Origin of the sequence: Pseudocitrobacter cyperus (genome assembly GCF_039889165.1) — a bacterium.
GTDB lineage: Bacteria > Pseudomonadota > Gammaproteobacteria > Enterobacterales > Enterobacteriaceae > Pseudocitrobacter > Pseudocitrobacter cyperus.
This window is the reverse complement of record NZ_JAYMYY010000003.1, coordinates 316,829-333,136: the sequence shown is the minus strand read 5'-3', so window position 1 is coordinate 333,136 and position 16,308 is coordinate 316,829. Positions and strand designations below refer to the sequence as shown.

Here is a 16,308-nt window from a genome sequence, read left to right as displayed (position 1 = left end):
ACGATGAGACATCGCATAATTTTAGCCACAGCCTTCGCTACCCTCGCTTCCACCAGCACCTTCGCGGCAGACCTGCCGGGTAAGGGCATCACCGTTCAGCCCATTCAGAGCACCATTACGGAAGAGACCTTCCAGACTCTGCTGGTCAGCCGCGCGCTGGAAAAGCTGGGCTACACCGTGAAAAAGCCTGATGAAGTCGACTACAACGTAGCCTATACCTCTCTGGCATCCGGCGACTCCACCTTCACTGCCGTGAACTGGCAACCACTGCACGATGATATGTATGCCGCCGCCGGTGGCGACAAGAAATTTTACCGCGAAGGCGTGTTCGTGAACGGCGCGGCTCAGGGTTATCTGATCGACAAGAAAACCGCTGATCAGTATCACATCACCAATATTGAGCAGCTTAAAGATCCGAAAATCGCCAAACTGTTCGACAGCAACGGCGACGGCAAAGCGGACTTAACCGGCTGTAACCCAGGATGGGGCTGTGAAGCCGCCATTAACCATCAACTGGGCGCCTATGGCCTGACCAAAACCGTCAACCACAACCAGGGTAACTATGCGGCGATGATGGCCGATACCATCACCCGTTATAAAGAAGGCAAACCGGTGCTTTATTACACCTGGACGCCGTACTGGGTCAGCGATGTGATGAAACCTGGTAAAGATGTGGTGTGGTTGCAGGTACCGTTCTCCTCCCTGCCGGGCGAGCAGAAAAATATCGATACCAAACTGCCAAACGGCGCGAACTATGGCTTCCCGGTTAGCACCATGCATATCGTCGCCAACAAAGTCTGGGCCGAGAAAAACCCGGCGGCGGCGAAGCTGTTCTCTATTATGAAAGTGCCGGTTGCCGACATTAACGCCCAGAACTCAATGATGCATGAAGGTAAAGCATCTGAAAGTGATATCCAGGGTCATGTCGATGGCTGGATCAAAGCCCACCAGGCTCAGTTTGATGGCTGGGTGAAAGAAGCGCTGGCAGCGCAGAAATAGAAATAGGGCAGCGCCTTTCCCCTCACCCCGGCCCTCTCCCCAAAGGGGCGAGGGAGAAAACCTGTGCAGAGATTGACAATGTGCACAATCATTCCCTCTCCCCTTTGGGGAGAGGGTTAGGGTGAGGGGGCAGCTTCCCCACAGAAACCGCACGTCTCGCCACCATTCATTTCACTTAAATCCCACTGCATCCGTTATTATTGGTAACATCAATAATAATCACCACGAAAATAATTTACTCCAATGACCAAAACATCTCACGGGCTGAGTCCCGCGCTGATTGTCCTGATGTCCGTTGCAACCGGGCTTGCCGTCGCCAGCAACTATTATGCGCAGCCGCTGCTGGAAGCTATCGCCCGCGCATTCTCGCTCAGCGCCAGCCAGGCGGGCTTTATCGTTACTACCGCTCAGCTTGGCTATGCCGCAGGATTGCTGTTTCTGGTGCCGCTCGGCGACATGTTTGAGCGTCGCAGACTGATTGTGATCATGACGCTACTGGCCGCAGGCGGGATGCTGATTACCGCCAGCAGTACATCTCTGGGGATGATGATTCTTGGTACCGCCCTCACCGGGCTCTTTTCGGTCGTAGCGCAACTATTAGTGCCGATGGCGGCGACGCTTGCCGCACCGGAAAAACGCGGCAAAGTAGTCGGTACCGTGATGAGTGGCCTGCTGCTCGGGATCCTGCTGGCGCGTACCGTTGCCGGGTTACTGGCAACGCTTGGTGGTTGGCGAACGGTATTCTGGGTTGCCAGCGTGCTGATGGCGATACTGGCGCTGGCGCTGTGGCGTGGTTTGCCAAAGCTGAAGCAGGAGAATCATCTCAACTACCCACAGATTCTGGGCTCGATTTACCATCTCTTTGCCCGGAATAAATTACTGCGTACCCGCGCCCTGCTCGGCTGTCTCACCTTTGCCAGCTTTAGCATTCTCTGGACTTCAATGGCCTTTCTGCTCGCAGGCGCCCCTTTCCACTTCTCAGAGGGAACCATTGGTCTGTTAGGCCTGGTGGGGGCAGCAGGCGCATTAGGCGCTCGCCCGGTGGGTACACTGGCGGATAAAGGCAAGGCTCACCTGACCACCACCGTTAGCCTGCTGGCGCTGCTGCTCTCCTGGCTGGCTATCTGGTACGGACAGGTGTCCATCGCGGCTCTGATTATCGGCATTTTGCTGCTCGACCTGATGGTTCAGGGTGTCCATATTACTAACCAGACGGTGATTTATCGTGTGCACCCCGATGCGCGTAACCGTCTTACCGCCGGTTATATGACCTGCTACTTCATCGGCGGAGCGGCCGGATCGCTGATTTCCGCTTCAGCCTGGCAGCACGCGGGCTGGAACGGTGTCTGTCTGGTCGGCATCCTGGTGACGCTGCTCAACCTGTTGGTGTGGTGGCGCGGCTACCGACATCAGCCGCAGGCGTAAGACCCTGCCTTAACAAGCGCCAGGTTGAGGTTCTACCTGGCCCAACTTTTCTTATAGATTCGACACATAAATTCGAATCAATAATTCATTTACTTTATTTGTCACCGTCGTTACTATATCGGCTGAAATTAATGAGGTTAAGCCCAAATGGATAGTTCGTTTACGCCCATTGAACAAATGCTAAAATTTCGCGCCAGTCGCCATGAAGATTTCCCATTCCAGGAAATCCTTCTGACTCGTCTCTGCATGCACATGCAGGGCAAGCTGCTGGACAATCGCAATAAGATGCTGAAAGCTCAGGGGATCAACGAGACATTATTTATGGCGTTAATTACGCTGGAGTCTCAGGAAAATCACAGCATTCAGCCTTCTGAACTGAGCTGCGCCCTGGGGTCGTCTCGTACCAATGCAACCCGTATTGCCGATGAGCTGGAAAAACGCGGCTGGATCGAGCGTCGCGAAAGCGATAATGACCGTCGTTGCCTGCACTTGCAGTTGACCGATAAAGGTCATCAGTTCCTGCGTGAGGTGCTGCCTCCGCAACATCATTGTTTACATCAACTTTGGTCTTCATTAAGCGCCGCTGAAAAAGACCAGCTTGAGCATATCACCCGGAAACTACTCACCCGTCTGGATCAGATGGATGTAGATGGCGTTGTCCTTGAGGCATTGCGCTAAATCCGGATATCGCTCAATTTCCTGATTGATAACAGATACTGACAGGCCAGCAGATTACCCCCTGCTGGCCTTTCTGATAAACAGGTCGGCTCAGCCGATGTGAAATAATAAGATCGTGGAGAATAACATGAGCGCAAATGCGGAGAGTCAAACCCCGCAGCAACCGGCCAACAAGAAAGGCACGCGTAAGCGCGCCCTGACGCTGTTGACCTTGCTCTTTATCATTATTGCTGTGGCATATGGGATTTACTGGTTTTTAGTACTGCGTCATTTTGAAGAAACTGATGACGCCTACGTGGCAGGGAACCAGGTACAAATTATGGCGCAGGTGTCCGGCAGCGTGACGAAAGTCTGGGCCGATAACACCGACTTCGTGCAAAAAGGCGACGTACTGGTCACGCTCGATGAGACCGATGCGCAGCAGGCTTTCGAGAAAGCACAAACCGCGCTGGCGTCTACCGTGCGCCAAATGCGTCAAACGATGATCAATAGCAAACAATTGCAGGCGAGCATCGACGTGAAAAAAACCGCACTGGCACAGGCGCAAACGGATTTAAACCGCCGTATTCCGCTGGGCAGCGCCAACCTGATTGGCCGTGAAGAGCTGCAACACGCTCGCGATTCGGTAGCCAGCGCACAGGCTGAACTCGACGTGGCTATCCAGCAGTACAATGCTAACCAGGCGATTATTCTGGGGACTAAACTGGAAGATCAGCCGACGGTGAAACAAGCCGCGACAGAAGTACGTAACGCCTGGCTTGCCCTGCAGCGTACCAAAATCGTCAGCCCAATGACCGGCTACGTCTCTCGTCGAGCCGTCCAACCCGGTGCGCAAATCAGCCCGACCACGGCGCTGATGGCCGTCGTTCCGGCGAACAACCTGTGGGTGGATGCAAACTTCAAAGAGACCCAGGTCGCGCATATGCGTATTGGCCAGCCGGTGACGGTCATTTCCGATATCTACGGCGATGATGTGAAGTACAGCGGCAAAGTGGTGGGTCTGGATATGGGGACGGGTAGCGCCTTCTCCCTGCTACCTGCGCAAAACGCCACCGGGAACTGGATCAAAGTGGTTCAACGTCTGCCGGTTCGCGTAGCCCTGGATGAAAAACAGCTTGCTGAACATCCACTGCGCATTGGCCTCTCTACGCTGGTAAAAGTCGATACCTCTAACCGTGAAGGGCAGATCCTGGCAAGCCAGGTACGTACCAGCCCGGCCTACGAAAGTAACGCGCGTGAAATCAGCCTGGAACCGGTCAATAAGCTGATCAACGACATCGTGCAGGCCAACGCCAACTGATCCCGGGGTGAGTGTAATGCAACAGCAAAAACCGCTGGAAGGCGCGCAACTGGTCATCATGACCATTGCGTTGTCGCTTGCGACTTTCATGCAGGTGCTGGACTCCACCATCGCAAACGTGGCGATCCCGACGATCGCCGGTAATCTTGGCTCTTCACTAAGCCAGGGAACCTGGGTAATTACCTCGTTCGGCGTGGCGAACGCCATCTCTATCCCGATTACCGGGTGGCTGGCGAAGCGCGTCGGTGAGGTGAAACTGTTCCTGTGGTCTACTGTCGCCTTTGCTATCGCTTCCTGGGCCTGCGGCGTCTCTAACAGCCTCGGCATGCTTATCTTCTTCCGCGTCATTCAGGGGATTGTCGCCGGGCCGCTGATCCCACTGTCGCAGAGCCTGTTGCTCAGCAACTATCCGCCCGCCAAACGCTCTATTGCGCTGGCGCTGTGGTCTATGACCGTCATCGTTGCGCCAATCTGCGGCCCTATTCTTGGCGGGTATATCAGCGATAACTACCACTGGGGCTGGATTTTCTTTATCAACGTCCCTATCGGCGCCATCGTGGTGCTGATGAGCCTTCAGGTGTTACGCGGGCGCGAGACGCGCACTGAACAGCGGCGTATTGACGGGATTGGTCTGGCGTTACTGGTGCTGGGGATCGGTAGTTTGCAGGTGATGCTTGACCAGGGTAAAGAGCTCGACTGGTTTAACTCGACCGAGATTATCGTTCTGACCATCGTGGCGGTGGTGTCGATAAGTTTCCTGATTGTCTGGGAGCTAACCGACGATAACCCGATAGTCGATCTTTCGCTGTTTAAGTCGCGAAACTTTACGATTGGCTGCCTGTGTATCAGCCTTGCCTATATGCTCTACTTCGGCGCGATTGTTCTGTTGCCGCAGCTATTGCAGGAGGTCTATGGCTATACCGCCACCTGGGCGGGGCTGGCCTCTGCGCCGGTGGGGATCATTCCGGTGATTCTGTCGCCGATAATCGGTCGCTTTGCGCATAAGCTCGACATGCGCCGTCTGGTCACCTTCAGCTTTATCATGTATGCCGTCTGTTTCTACTGGCGTGCTTACACGTTCGAGCCGGGGATGGATTTCGGCGCGTCGGCCTGGCCGCAGTTTATTCAGGGCTTTGCGGTGGCGTGCTTCTTTATGCCACTAACGACGATTACGCTCTCTGGCCTGCCGCCTGAACGTCTGGCTGCCGCATCGAGTCTGTCGAACTTTACGCGAACGCTGGCGGGCTCTATCGGAACGTCCATCACCACAACGTTATGGACTAACCGGGAATCGCTGCACCACGCGCAGTTGACGGAATACGTCACGCCATACAATCCGGACTCCCAGGCGATGTACAATCAGCTTCAGGGCATGGGCATGTCGCAACAACAGGCTTCCGGCTGGCTGGCGCAGCAGATAACCAATCAGGGGCTGATTATCTCAGCGAACGAAATCTTCTGGGTGTCTGCGGGGATATTCATCATACTGCTAAGTCTGGTGTGGTTTGCCAGACCGCCATTCGGCGCCGGTAGCGGCGGCGGCGGTGCGCACTAAGATGTGAAAAAAGGGCCAGATGGCCCTTTTTTGTTGCCCGCTTACCGGGCCTGCTGTATCCGGTAAAATCAGACTAGATATGCAGTTCCTGCAACTTCTCTTTCGGCAGCGCCAGCTCATCGTTGCTGTTCACACGCACGTCGCGGTCGAGAATATGGCGCGCGATATCCTGTGCTTCCGCCAGGGAGTGCATCTGATACGTACCGCACTGGTAAACGTTCAGTTCCGGGATCTGATTCTGATCTTGAACCTTCAGCACGTCCGCCATCGCCGCCTTCCACGCATCTGCCACGCGCTGCTCATCCGGCGTACCAATCAGGCTCATGTAGAAACCGGTGCGGCAGCCCATCGGGGAGATGTCGATTATCTCTACGCCGTTACCATTCAGATGATTACGCATGAAGCCGGCAAACAGGTGCTCCAGAGTGTGGATACCTTTCTCAGGCATCACTTCTTTGTTCGGCACACAGAAGCGCAGGTCGAAAACGGTGATCGCGTCGCCATGCGGCGTGTTCATCGTTTTGGCTACACGAACGGCTGGGGCTTCCATACGGGTGTGATCGACAGTGAAGCTATCTAACAACGGCATTTCGTAACCTCCGGTGTATCCCTCATCCCCGGCGTTTTATTTTTACATCATAACTCACTGAAAAATAAAACGTTTAACACTATCCGGTCAGGATTTTTCGGGATAAAGTGATTTTTTTATAAAAAAACTGAACTCTTCATTCCAGTGCGAGTCTGAGTATATGAAAGACGCGCATTTGTTATCATCATCCCTGAATTCAGAGATGTATATTTGGCCACAGTGATGTGGCCTTTTTCTTTTCTGTCAGGCGTGTTTTGCCAGCAACGCTTCAAATGATTCCGTGTCCGACGCTTCCAGCTTACGCTGACGTTCAACGGAGGCATCACGTTCCGCAGCAAACTCCTCTTCTGTGAGGATCTCCAGCGGCTCTTCACGCAGCATATTACGATACTGCTCCGCCAGTGCCTTACCGGTTCCGCCAATTCCTTCATCAAGCATAGAACGCAGAATGCGGGCTGAGAAAGTTAATTCCGGATTATCGAAGCAGGCGACCAGTTCATCGCACACTTTTTGATAGGCATCTCCGCCTTCAATGCTGTCCATGGTCTGCGCCACGCGTTTGAGATCGCGGAACAGATCTTTACCCACTTTCTGCAATGGGAACTGCGCGGTTTCGCAACCGATACCCAGCGTCAGGCCCGGCTTACGCCCTTCCAGAATCACGCGATTCCAGTTAGTGCGCGTGCACTGCAATTCCTGACTGCTCATTTCCGGCGCATCCGCCAGCACACACCAGACCATAAACAGGTCAAGGAAGCGGATCTGCTGCTCGTCCACGCCAATTGGCGAGAACGGGTTGATATCTAACGAACGTACTTCGATATACTCAATACCGCCGCGCAGCAGCGCATCGGACGGATTCTCACCGCTGCGGGTGACGCGTTTCGGGCGAATCGGCGCGTAAAGCTCATTTTCAATCTGCAAAATATTGCTGTTGATCTGCAAACGCTTACCGTCTTTTTCCACGCCAATACGCGCGTATTCCTCCGACGGCGTTTTGATCGCCCGTTTTAAGCCTGCCACATATTCGTGCAATTCGTTAAACGTAATTCCGAGATTGCTTTGCGACTTATTGGTATAACCCAGGTCGCTCAGGCGCAGAGAGGTCGCGTAAGGCAGGTAATACATGCCACATTCGGTTTTCTCAAACGGCAACGCACTCTCTTTCCCTTGCAGGAAGGAGGAGCAAATCGCCGGAGACGCACCAAACAGATATGGGATCACCCAGCCAAAACGGTAATAGTTGCGGATCGCGCGGAAATAGCCAGCGGAGATCGCCTCTTTACCGCTCTCAGCATCCGTCACGCCGCATTTCGCCTGCCAGAAGGCCATCGGCAGCGAGAAGTTGTAATGCACACCAGAGATGGTTTGCATCAGCGCGCCATAGCGGTTCTTCAGCCCTTCGCGGTACAGCGTTTTCAGACGCCCCACGTTAGACGTACCGTACTGCGCCAGTTCGATATCCTGGCCCGGCGCGATGTAGCACGGCATACTCAACGGCCACATCCGCTCATCTCCCAAATGACGCGCCGTGTAACGGTGAACATCACGCAGGAAAGTAAGCATATGATTGACGTCGCCATCAACCGGAGTGATAAATTCCAGCAGCGCTTCGGCAAAATCGGTGGTGATCCATTTATGGGTCAGCGTCGAGCCCAGCGATTCCGGGTGTCCGGTTGTTGCCAGAGAGCCATCAGCATTAACGCGCAACGTCTCACGTTCAAGACCACGATTTATCCCTTTCAAAGCGTCAGGGTGTTTTTCCAGCCAGGTCAGCGCCTGTGATACATCCGGGATCAAATTGACCTCCCGCCTGTCGATATCATTTTATTAAGCATAATTGTAATGGTTGACGATTAAAGGTCACAAGCAATCCAATTAGTGCCACCACGTCATACCCTGGAGCGTCGCCGCCGCTACCACAATGTAGCGTAACGCTTTTCCAAGGCACAAAAAAAAGAGCACCGGTCCCCAGGAGATACGCATCCATCCCGCCAGCAGACACAGTAAATCACCGATAACGGGCATCCAGCTCAGTAACAGTGTGGCTGCGCCGTAACGTTTTAACCAGGATGTCGCTTTTTCCTGCCAGCGCGATTGCTTACGCACGGGAAACAACCGTCCAAGGATAACGTTTGTTGCCCCACCAAGGCTATTACCCATTGTTGCTACTAATACTAAAAGCCAGGGGTGGCTGAGGCCAGAGACGAGAAGCGCCACAAGTACCGCTTCGGAGTTGCCCGGCAGCAGCGTTGCGCTCAGAAAGCTGCTGGCGAATAACGACGCCAGCGCCAGCCCGTCATTCACAGCAGACGAACGTCAACAGCGTCCATACCGGCGCTTCTTGCCGCCTGCAGGCCAAAATCCGCATCTTCAAACACCACACATTTTTCCGGCGCGACGCCCAAGCGTTGTGCACAAAGCAGAAAAGTATCGGGCGCGGGTTTGTGATTTTTGACGTGATCGGCGGCCACTACAGCAGAAAAATAGTGCCGCAAGCCAAGATGAGCCAGCAACGCCTCAGCAATGGCGCTCTCGCTGCCTGTACCGACCGCCATAGGGCGACGTCCGTGCCAGGCTTTTACCACATCAATAAGCGGTAACGGCGTCACAGAGTCCAGCAGCATCGCTTTAACGGCGGCTGTTTTTTCCTGTGCCAGAAGATGAGGGTCGAGATCGGCCTGATGAAGTTCAATGATAGCCTGCGCGATACGCCAAGTAGGAGAACCGTTAAGGGCGACCATCGCCTGTTCGTCGAAACGCATACCATAACGTCCCAGCACCTCATGCCACGCTTTACGGTGCGTAGGTTCGGTGTCCAGGATGGTGCCATCCATATCAAAGATTAATCCCGCGTAGCGTTCGTACATCACGTTCTCACAGACAAGATAAAGTGAGATGTTACTTTAACGTAAAAGGCGGTTTTTGTCGCTGACTTGCTGAATCGTTGGAGAAGAAGAAAACGGAAAGGAGAAGATGGTGCATCCGGGAGGATTACTCGGCTGCGCCTCGCCCGATGGGTCGTTGCTAAAGCAACGCTATCCTCCCTGGTGCCTGCGATGACTTCGCAGAACCTGCAACAACAGACTCACTGTTATCCTGGAGAATATGGTGCATCCGGGAGGATTCGAACCTCCGACCGCTCGGTTCGTAGCCGAGTACTCTATCCAGCTGAGCTACGGATGCATCGGGAGACTTGCTTCACTGCCGATATTGATATCACAGAAATGATATCAAGTAAGATGGTGCATCCGGGAGGATTACTCGGGTGCCCCTCGCCCTACGGGTCGTTGCTAAAGCAACGCTATCCTCCCTGGTACTTGCGATTATCTCGCAGAACCTGAAACAACAAATCAATTGTTATCTCGGAGAATATGGTGCATCCGGGAGGATTCGAACCTCCGACCGCTCGGTTCGTAGCCGAGTACTCTATCCAGCTGAGCTACGGATGCATCGGGAAACTTGCTTTACTGCCGATGTTGATATCACGAAAATGATATTAAGTAAGATGGTGCATCCGGGAGGATTACTCGGCTGCGCCTCGCCCGATGGGTCGTTGCTAAAGCAACGCTATCCTCCCTGGTGCCTGCTATGACTTCGCAGAACCTGAAACAACAGACTCGCTGTTATCCTGGAGAATATGGTGCATCCGGGAGGATTCGAACCTCCGACCGCTCGGTTCGTAGCCGAGTACTCTATCCAGCTGAGCTACGGATGCATCGGGAAACTTACTTTACTACTCGATTTAGCACCACTAATGCAATGCTAAGTAAGATGGTGCATCCGGGAGGATTCGAACCTCCGACCGCTCGGTTCGTAGCCGAGTACTCTATCCAGCTGAGCTACGGATGCAAAATGGCGGTGAGGCGGGGATTCGAACCCCGGATGCAGCTTTTGACCGCATACTCCCTTAGCAGGGGAGCGCCTTCAGCCTCTCGGCCACCTCACCACACGCCTCTTACGAGTGCTTCGGAGAACTCGTTAAAAGCTCTTCGTCGCTGCGTGGCGCACATATTACTTTCTGGGCTTTATAAGTCAAACAATTTTTCGAGACCTTTTATCGTTTGCACACTTCGCGCACAATTAGATGGTTAAAACGGCAAAAAGCCTGTTTTCTCAACAGTAAAATCGCTAACTCACGGTAAAACAAAACAGAAAGAATGAGGCTCGGCAGCCGCGATAAATTGCCAGCAACGAACAGAAGAGATGAAATCGAGGAGATAAAACGGAAAATCAGGGAAGGTTGCGTCTCACCGGAAGGGTGAGACGCGAGAACTTAGTAACTGGACTGCTGGGATTTTTCAGCCTGGATACGCTGGTAGATCTCTTCACGGTGAACAGATACTTCTTTCGGGGCGTTTACGCCGATGCGCACCTGGTTACCCTTCACCCCTAAAACTGTCACAGTGACCTCATCTCCAATCATGAGGGTCTCACCAACTCGACGAGTCAGAATCAGCATTCTTTGCTCCTTGAAAGATTAAAAGAGTCGGGTCTCTCTGTATCCCGGCATTCTCCATCATATAACGCCAAAAGTTTAGCGATGACAAACACCTTACGTGCATGTAGTCATGGCATCACATTCTGTTAAACGTAAGTTTAGCCGATATACATGACTTCAACCTGACTTTATCGTTATCGGTACTCCATATGCAAGGCGTCTTAACAATTAACGTTAAGACGCCAACACAGAAGTCGTTACAGCTTCGCGCTTACCCAGCCTTTCACACTGGACAATGCCGCAGGAAGTGCTGCCGCGTCGGTACCACCGGCTTGCGCCATGTCCGGGCGACCACCGCCTTTGCCGCCAACCTGCTGAGCTACCATACCGATAAGCTCCCCTGCTTTCACGCGGTCAGTGACGTCCTTAGACACGCCCGCTATCAGAGAAACCTTACCTTCATCCACGGTAGCCAGCACAATAATGGCGGAACCAAGCTGGTTCTTCAGATCGTCAACCATTGTGCGCAGCATTTTCGGCTCAACGCCGGAAAGCTCGCTCACCAACAGCTTAACGCCGTTGATGTTTTCTGCTTTGCTGGAGAGGTTCGCACTCTCCTGCACTGCCGCCTGCTCTTTAAGCTGCTGCAGCTCTTTTTCCAACTGGCGGGTACGTTCCAGAATGGTGCGTACTTTCTCAGTCAGGTTATGGCTATCGCCTTTCAGTAGCTGGGCGATATCCCCTAAACGATCGCTTTGCGCATGCAGGCTGGCAATCGCCCCTTCACCAGTTACCGCTTCAATACGGCGAACGCCTGCTGCGGTACCGGATTCAGAAACGATGCGGAACAGGCCGATGTCACCAGTCCGTGAAGCATGAGTACCGCCGCACAGTTCAGTAGAGAAATCGCCCATGCTCAGCACGCGAACACGGTCATCATATTTTTCGCCAAACAGCGCCATTGCGCCTTTCGCTTTTGCGGCGTCGAGATCCATCACATTGGTCTCGACCGGCAGGTTACGACGAATCTGTGCGTTTACCAGATCTTCGACCGCGCGAATCTCTTCTGGTTTCATCGCTTCTGAATGCGAGAAGTCGAAACGCAGCACTTTATCATTGACCAGCGAGCCTTTCTGCGCCACATGGGTGCCCAGAATCTGGCGCAGCGCCGCATGCATCAGGTGCGTTGCGGAGTGGTTCAGACGGATACGCGCGCGACGAGCTTCATCAACGTCAGCCTGCACCGCATCACCCACTTTCAGAGAGCCCGAAGTCAGCTTACCGAGATGGCCAATCGCCTGACCATATTTCTGCGTGTCATTCACGCTGAAGCTAAAGCCTGCGCCCTTCAGCTCGCCTTTATCGCCAACCTGGCCGCCAGACTCCGCATAGAACGGTGTCTGATCGAGAATGACAACCGCTTCCTGACCGGCCGCCACGCTATCAACCGCTTTACCGTCGATAAACAGCGCAGTCACGTTGCCGTTCAGTTCCAGATGGTCGTAACCTTTAAATTCTGACGCCCCATCAACGCGAATCATCGCGTTGTAGTCTGCGCCGAAACCGCTGGATTCACGCGCACGACGGCGCTGCTCTTCCATCGCGGCTTCAAAGCCTGCTTCGTCAACTTTCAGGCCGCGTTCACGGCAAACGTCTGCCGTCAGGTCAACCGGGAAGCCGTAGGTGTCGTACAGACGGAAAGCGGTTTCGCCATCCAGCGTGTCGCCAGTCAGCTTAGACAGCTCTTCGTCCAGCAGTGCCAGGCCGCGTTCCAGCGTACGGGCAAACTGCTCTTCTTCAGTTTTCAGAACCTGCTCAACCTGCGCCTGCTGGCGTTTCAGTTCTTCACCGGCAGAACCCATCACGTCGATCAGCGGGCCAACCAGTTTATAGAAGAAGGTGTCTTTCGCGCCCAGCATGTTGCCGTGACGGATGGCACGACGAATGATGCGACGCAGCACGTAGCCACGGTTTTCATTCGACGGCGTAACACCATCAGCAATCAGGAACGCGCAGGAACGAATGTGGTCAGCGATCACGCGCAGCGACTTGTTAGACAGGTCAGTCGCGCCAGTGACTTTTGCCACGGAGTCAATCAGTTTACGGAACAGGTCAATTTCATAGTTAGAGTTGACGTGTTGCAGTACCGCAGTGATACGTTCCAGGCCCATACCGGTGTCGACGGACGGTTTTGGCAACGGCTCCATGGTGCCGTCAGCCTGACGGTTGAACTGCATGAAGACGATGTTCCAGATCTCGATGTAACGGTCGCCGTCTTCTTCAGGCGTTCCCGGAGGGCCGCCCCAGATGTGGTCGCCGTGATCGTAGAAAATCTCGGTACACGGGCCGCATGGGCCGGTATCGCCCATCTGCCAGAAGTTATCGGAAGCATACGGCGCGCCTTTGTTGTCGCCGATGCGGATGATGCGCTCACGCGGGATACCGACTTCTTTTTCCCAGATTTCGTAAGCTTCATCATCGGTTTCGTAAACGGTCACCCACAGACGCTCTTTCGGCAGGGCAAACCAGTTTTCACCGGTCAGTAATTCCCACGCGTACTGAATAGCGTCGTGTTTGAAGTAGTCGCCGAAGCTGAAGTTCCCCAGCATTTCAAAGAAGGTATGGTGACGCGCAGTGTAGCCGACGTTTTCCAGATCGTTGTGTTTACCACCCGCACGAACGCAACGCTGCGCGGTGGTCGCGCGAGAATAATTACGTTTGTCGAGACCAAGGAATACATCCTTGAACTGGTTCATCCCGGCGTTGGTAAACAGCAGGGTCGGGTCGTTATTCGGCACCAGGGAGCTGCTGGCAACTACCTGATGTCCCTTGCTATGGAAAAAGTCGAGAAACGCCTGACGGATCTCAGCGGTGCTCTTGCTCATAATTATCCTGAAATCAAGCTAACGAATGGTCGCCGTCGTAGCAGGTTATTTATTGTTCAACTTGCTACCAGACGGAAAAAGTGGGAATAAGATAAGTTTTCTTTAAAGGGAAGTAAAATCCCCCGTGCGCTCAATCGGCAAAATTTCGCCATATTTCCTGGATATCTTCCATTAGATAGCCCCGATAAAGCAAAAAGCGCTGGATTTTCACCTTTTCAGTAAATGCTGTCGGTAACGGTTCGCCATATTTGCGTTCAGCCTGATCGCGCGCCAGCATACCCCAGTCAATGTCGCATTCGCGCATTGCCTGTTCAATATCATTGCGGGCAATCCCTTTCTGCCCCAACTCCTGGCGAATGCGCGCCGGGCCATAACCTTTACGACTGCGGCTGGCGATAAACTGTTGCACAAACCGCAAATCGTCGAGATAGCGATTTTCGTGACACCAGGCGATGACTTTCTCTACGTCCTCTTCCGGCGCATCGATAGGTTCGGGGCCATTTTTGGTCATTACCGGAGCCGTCAGTTTGCGACGCAATTCTTGCTCGCTATGGTCGCGCATTGCCAGAATACGAATGGCGCGATCCAGCAGACGAGCATATGCAGATCGACGTGGTTCATTCTCGTTCATAACCCTCCCGGTCGTTCAAATGCAAAAAGGGCTGCATGAGCAGCCCTTCCGTTATATCTCTGATGCGAGGTTATCAGAAATCTTCGTTGGTTTCTTTCGCGTGGGTGTCGTTATCATCGACCACGAAATCAGGCGATGAATCCTGATTGCTGAGCAGCAATTCACGCACTTTTTTCTCAATTTCTTTCGCCGCAGCCGGGTTCTCTTTCAGCCAGGAGATAGCATTCGCTTTGCCCTGACCAATTTTGTCGCCGTTATAGCTGTACCAGGCACCCGCTTTTTCAATCAGCTTCTCTTTCACGCCCAGATCAACCAGTTCGCCCAGGAAGTTGATACCTTCACCGTAGAGGATCTGAAACTCAGCCTGTTTAAACGGCGCTGCGATTTTGTTTTTCACGACCTTAACGCGGGTTTCGCTACCGATCACGTTATCGCCCTCTTTCACCGCGCCGATACGGCGGATATCCAGACGAACGGAAGCGTAGAATTTCAGTGCGTTACCACCGGTGGTGGTCTCCGGGTTACCGAACATGACGCCAATTTTCATACGGATCTGGTTGATGAAGATCAGCAGGGTATTAGACTGCTTCAGGTTACCCGCCAGCTTACGCATCGCCTGGCTCATCATACGTGCCGCAAGACCCATGTGAGAGTCGCCGATTTCGCCTTCGATTTCCGCTTTCGGCGTCAGTGCCGCTACGGAGTCGACAACCAGAACGTCTACCGCCCCGGAACGCGCCAGCGCGTCGCAGATTTCCAGTGCTTGTTCACCGGTATCTGGCTGAGAACACAGCAGGTTGTCAATATCAACACCCAATTTACGCGCATAGACTGGATCCAGCGCATGTTCCGCATCGATAAAGGCACAGGTTTTACCTTCACGCTGTGCCGCGGCGATAACCTGCAGTGTCAGCGTGGTTTTACCCGAGGATTCCGGCCCGTAGATTTCGACGATACGCCCCATCGGCAGACCGCCTGCACCCAGTGCGATATCCAGTGAAAGCGAACCGGTGGAGATAGTTTCCACATCCATGGAACGGTCTTCACCCAGGCGCATGATGGAGCCTTTGCCGAATTGCTTCTCAATTTGGCCCAGTGCTGCCGCCAACGCTTTCTGTTTGTTTTCGTCGATAGCCATTTTTACTCCTGTCATGCCGAGCGAGCCCGGGGAATGAATTTTGTTCTGTTGAAGCAATTATACTGTATGGTCATACAGTATCAAGTGTTTTGTAGAAATTGTTGCCAGAGCAGTTGCAAGGCAAAAGCAGTGGCCTGTCGGCGCACCGATTCGCGGTCGCCCGTGAAGCATTCACGCTGAGTGACGCCCTGCCCGGTCGCACTTGCCACGCCAAACCACACGGTGCCGACGGGCTTCTCATCGCTGCCGCCATCCGGCCCGGCAATGCCGCTGACTGATACCGCATAAGAGGCGCACGCAGCCCGCAATGCGCCCACGGCCATTTCAACCACTACCGGTTCGCTCACCGCGCCGTGCTGTTCCAGCGTCACCGCGCTGACGCCAATCATTTGTGATTTGGCTTCGTTGCTGTAGGTGACAAAACCTCGCTCAAACCATGCGGAACTTCCCGCGACATCGGTCAGGGTTTTGGCTATCCAGCCGCCGGTGCAGGATTCTGCCGCGGTTACCGTTGCGCCCTGCGCTTTCAACGCCTGCCCGACCTTTTCGCTCAGTTGAAATAATTCGCTGTCAGTCATCACCACTCCTGTCAGGTAGATATCTGTCGGACAAGATAGCACTTTCCCAACACAGATGGGGGCGAGGTGTTAATTTTACGAGGGGGGTT

Annotated in this window: 14 protein-coding genes and 5 tRNA genes; 5 read left to right on the top strand and 14 right to left on the bottom strand. The window is 53.7% G+C overall.

The features are described 5' to 3' along the window. Positions 1-3: 3 nt before the first annotated feature. The 5 genes from proX to emrB all read left to right on the top strand — a co-directional run bounded on the left by proX (position 4) and on the right by emrB (position 5,957). Positions 4-999, top strand: a complete 996-nt coding sequence (gene proX / locus VSR74_RS13140) for a glycine betaine/L-proline ABC transporter substrate-binding protein ProX (RefSeq protein ID WP_347795143.1) — start codon at positions 4-6, stop codon at positions 997-999. A 243-nt stretch (positions 1,000-1,242) separates the two neighbouring features. Further along, a complete protein-coding gene (locus VSR74_RS13135) occupies positions 1,243-2,424 on the top strand; it encodes an MFS transporter (RefSeq protein WP_347795142.1) in 1,182 nt (393 codons plus the stop codon). Positions 2,425-2,571: 147 nt separating this feature from the next. Then, entirely contained in the window at positions 2,572-3,102 is a 531-nt protein-coding gene (mprA, locus tag VSR74_RS13130; protein ID WP_347795141.1) for a transcriptional repressor MprA, read from the top strand. Between the two features lie 127 nt (positions 3,103-3,229). Further along, positions 3,230-4,402 (top strand): multidrug efflux MFS transporter periplasmic adaptor subunit EmrA, encoded by a 1,173-nt coding sequence (emrA, locus tag VSR74_RS13125; protein WP_347795140.1) that lies wholly within the window; start codon positions 3,230-3,232, stop codon positions 4,400-4,402. Positions 4,403-4,418: 16 nt separating this feature from the next. Further along, positions 4,419-5,957 (top strand): multidrug efflux MFS transporter permease subunit EmrB, encoded by a 1,539-nt coding sequence (gene emrB, locus VSR74_RS13120; RefSeq protein ID WP_347795139.1) that lies wholly within the window; start codon positions 4,419-4,421, stop codon positions 5,955-5,957. Positions 5,958-6,030: 73 nt separating this feature from the next. Here emrB and luxS read toward each other — a convergent pair whose 3' ends face one another. The 14 genes from luxS to pncC all read right to left on the bottom strand — a co-directional run bounded on the left by luxS (position 6,031) and on the right by pncC (position 16,219). Next, positions 6,031-6,546, bottom strand: a complete 516-nt coding sequence (gene luxS, locus VSR74_RS13115; protein WP_015963308.1) for an S-ribosylhomocysteine lyase — start codon at positions 6,544-6,546, stop codon at positions 6,031-6,033. A 243-nt stretch (positions 6,547-6,789) separates the two neighbouring features. Beyond that, entirely contained in the window at positions 6,790-8,346 is a 1,557-nt protein-coding gene (gene gshA / locus VSR74_RS13110) for a glutamate--cysteine ligase (RefSeq protein WP_347795138.1), read from the bottom strand. Positions 8,347-8,424: 78 nt separating this feature from the next. After that, positions 8,425-8,853, bottom strand: coding sequence for a YqaA family protein (locus VSR74_RS13105; protein ID WP_347795137.1), 429 nt, complete (start codon positions 8,851-8,853; stop codon positions 8,425-8,427). Beyond that, positions 8,850-9,416 carry a fructose-1-phosphate/6-phosphogluconate phosphatase gene (gene yqaB, locus VSR74_RS13100; protein WP_015963305.1) on the bottom strand — a complete coding sequence of 189 codons (567 nt, stop codon included), beginning with the start codon at positions 9,414-9,416 and terminating at the stop codon, positions 8,850-8,852. The genes VSR74_RS13105 and yqaB overlap by 4 nt, the downstream gene beginning before the upstream one ends. A gap of 239 nt (positions 9,417-9,655) precedes the next feature. Further along, positions 9,656-9,732, bottom strand: a tRNA-Arg gene (locus VSR74_RS13095). A 189-nt stretch (positions 9,733-9,921) separates the two neighbouring features. Then, positions 9,922-9,998 (bottom strand) — tRNA-Arg (locus VSR74_RS13090). A gap of 189 nt (positions 9,999-10,187) precedes the next feature. Further along, a tRNA-Arg gene (locus VSR74_RS13085) sits at positions 10,188-10,264 on the bottom strand. A 57-nt stretch (positions 10,265-10,321) separates the two neighbouring features. Next, a tRNA-Arg gene (locus VSR74_RS13080) sits at positions 10,322-10,398 on the bottom strand. 4 nt (positions 10,399-10,402) lie between these two features. Next, positions 10,403-10,495: transfer RNA gene (locus VSR74_RS13075), tRNA-Ser, on the bottom strand. Between the two features lie 327 nt (positions 10,496-10,822). After that, the gene (gene csrA / locus VSR74_RS13070) at positions 10,823-11,008 is read right to left on the bottom strand and encodes a carbon storage regulator CsrA (RefSeq protein ID WP_000906486.1); all 186 of its coding nucleotides are present in this window, start codon (positions 11,006-11,008) and stop codon (positions 10,823-10,825) included. Between the two features lie 236 nt (positions 11,009-11,244). Then, complete coding sequence (gene alaS, locus VSR74_RS13065; RefSeq protein ID WP_347795136.1) at positions 11,245-13,872, bottom strand: alanine--tRNA ligase; 2,628 nt, start codon at positions 13,870-13,872, stop codon at positions 11,245-11,247. Between the two features lie 130 nt (positions 13,873-14,002). Continuing rightward, complete coding sequence (gene recX, locus VSR74_RS13060; RefSeq protein ID WP_347795135.1) at positions 14,003-14,503, bottom strand: recombination regulator RecX; 501 nt, start codon at positions 14,501-14,503, stop codon at positions 14,003-14,005. A 73-nt stretch (positions 14,504-14,576) separates the two neighbouring features. Next, complete coding sequence (recA, locus tag VSR74_RS13055; protein ID WP_347795134.1) at positions 14,577-15,641, bottom strand: recombinase RecA; 1,065 nt, start codon at positions 15,639-15,641, stop codon at positions 14,577-14,579. Positions 15,642-15,721: 80 nt separating this feature from the next. Beyond that, positions 15,722-16,219: a nicotinamide-nucleotide amidase gene (pncC, locus tag VSR74_RS13050; RefSeq protein WP_347795133.1), complete on the bottom strand. Its 498-nt coding sequence runs from the start codon at positions 16,217-16,219 to the stop codon at positions 15,722-15,724. Between the last annotated feature and the right edge of the window lie 89 nt (positions 16,220-16,308).

Excerpts from the sequence above, each read along its gene's own strand:
- csrA (WP_000906486.1), bottom strand. The coding sequence starts at position 11,008 with ATGCTGATTCTGACTCGTCGAGTTGGTGAGACCCTCATGATTGGAGAT.
- emrB (WP_347795139.1), top strand. The coding sequence starts at position 4,419 with ATGCAACAGCAAAAACCGCTGGAAGGCGCGCAACTGGTCATCATGACC.
- recX (WP_347795135.1), bottom strand. The coding sequence starts at position 14,503 with ATGAACGAGAATGAACCACGTCGATCTGCATATGCTCGTCTGCTGGAT.
- mprA (WP_347795141.1), top strand. The coding sequence starts at position 2,572 with ATGGATAGTTCGTTTACGCCCATTGAACAAATGCTAAAATTTCGCGCC.
- yqaB (WP_015963305.1), bottom strand. The coding sequence starts at position 9,416 with ATGTACGAACGCTACGCGGGATTAATCTTTGATATGGATGGCACCATC.
- alaS (WP_347795136.1), bottom strand. The coding sequence starts at position 13,872 with ATGAGCAAGAGCACCGCTGAGATCCGTCAGGCGTTTCTCGACTTTTTC.
- proX (WP_347795143.1), top strand. The coding sequence starts at position 4 with ATGAGACATCGCATAATTTTAGCCACAGCCTTCGCTACCCTCGCTTCC.
- recA (WP_347795134.1), bottom strand. The coding sequence starts at position 15,641 with ATGGCTATCGACGAAAACAAACAGAAAGCGTTGGCGGCAGCACTGGGC.
- VSR74_RS13135 (WP_347795142.1), top strand. The coding sequence starts at position 1,243 with ATGACCAAAACATCTCACGGGCTGAGTCCCGCGCTGATTGTCCTGATG.
- luxS (WP_015963308.1), bottom strand. The coding sequence starts at position 6,546 with ATGCCGTTGTTAGATAGCTTCACTGTCGATCACACCCGTATGGAAGCC.
- pncC (WP_347795133.1), bottom strand. The coding sequence starts at position 16,219 with ATGACTGACAGCGAATTATTTCAACTGAGCGAAAAGGTCGGGCAGGCG.
- emrA (WP_347795140.1), top strand. The coding sequence starts at position 3,230 with ATGAGCGCAAATGCGGAGAGTCAAACCCCGCAGCAACCGGCCAACAAG.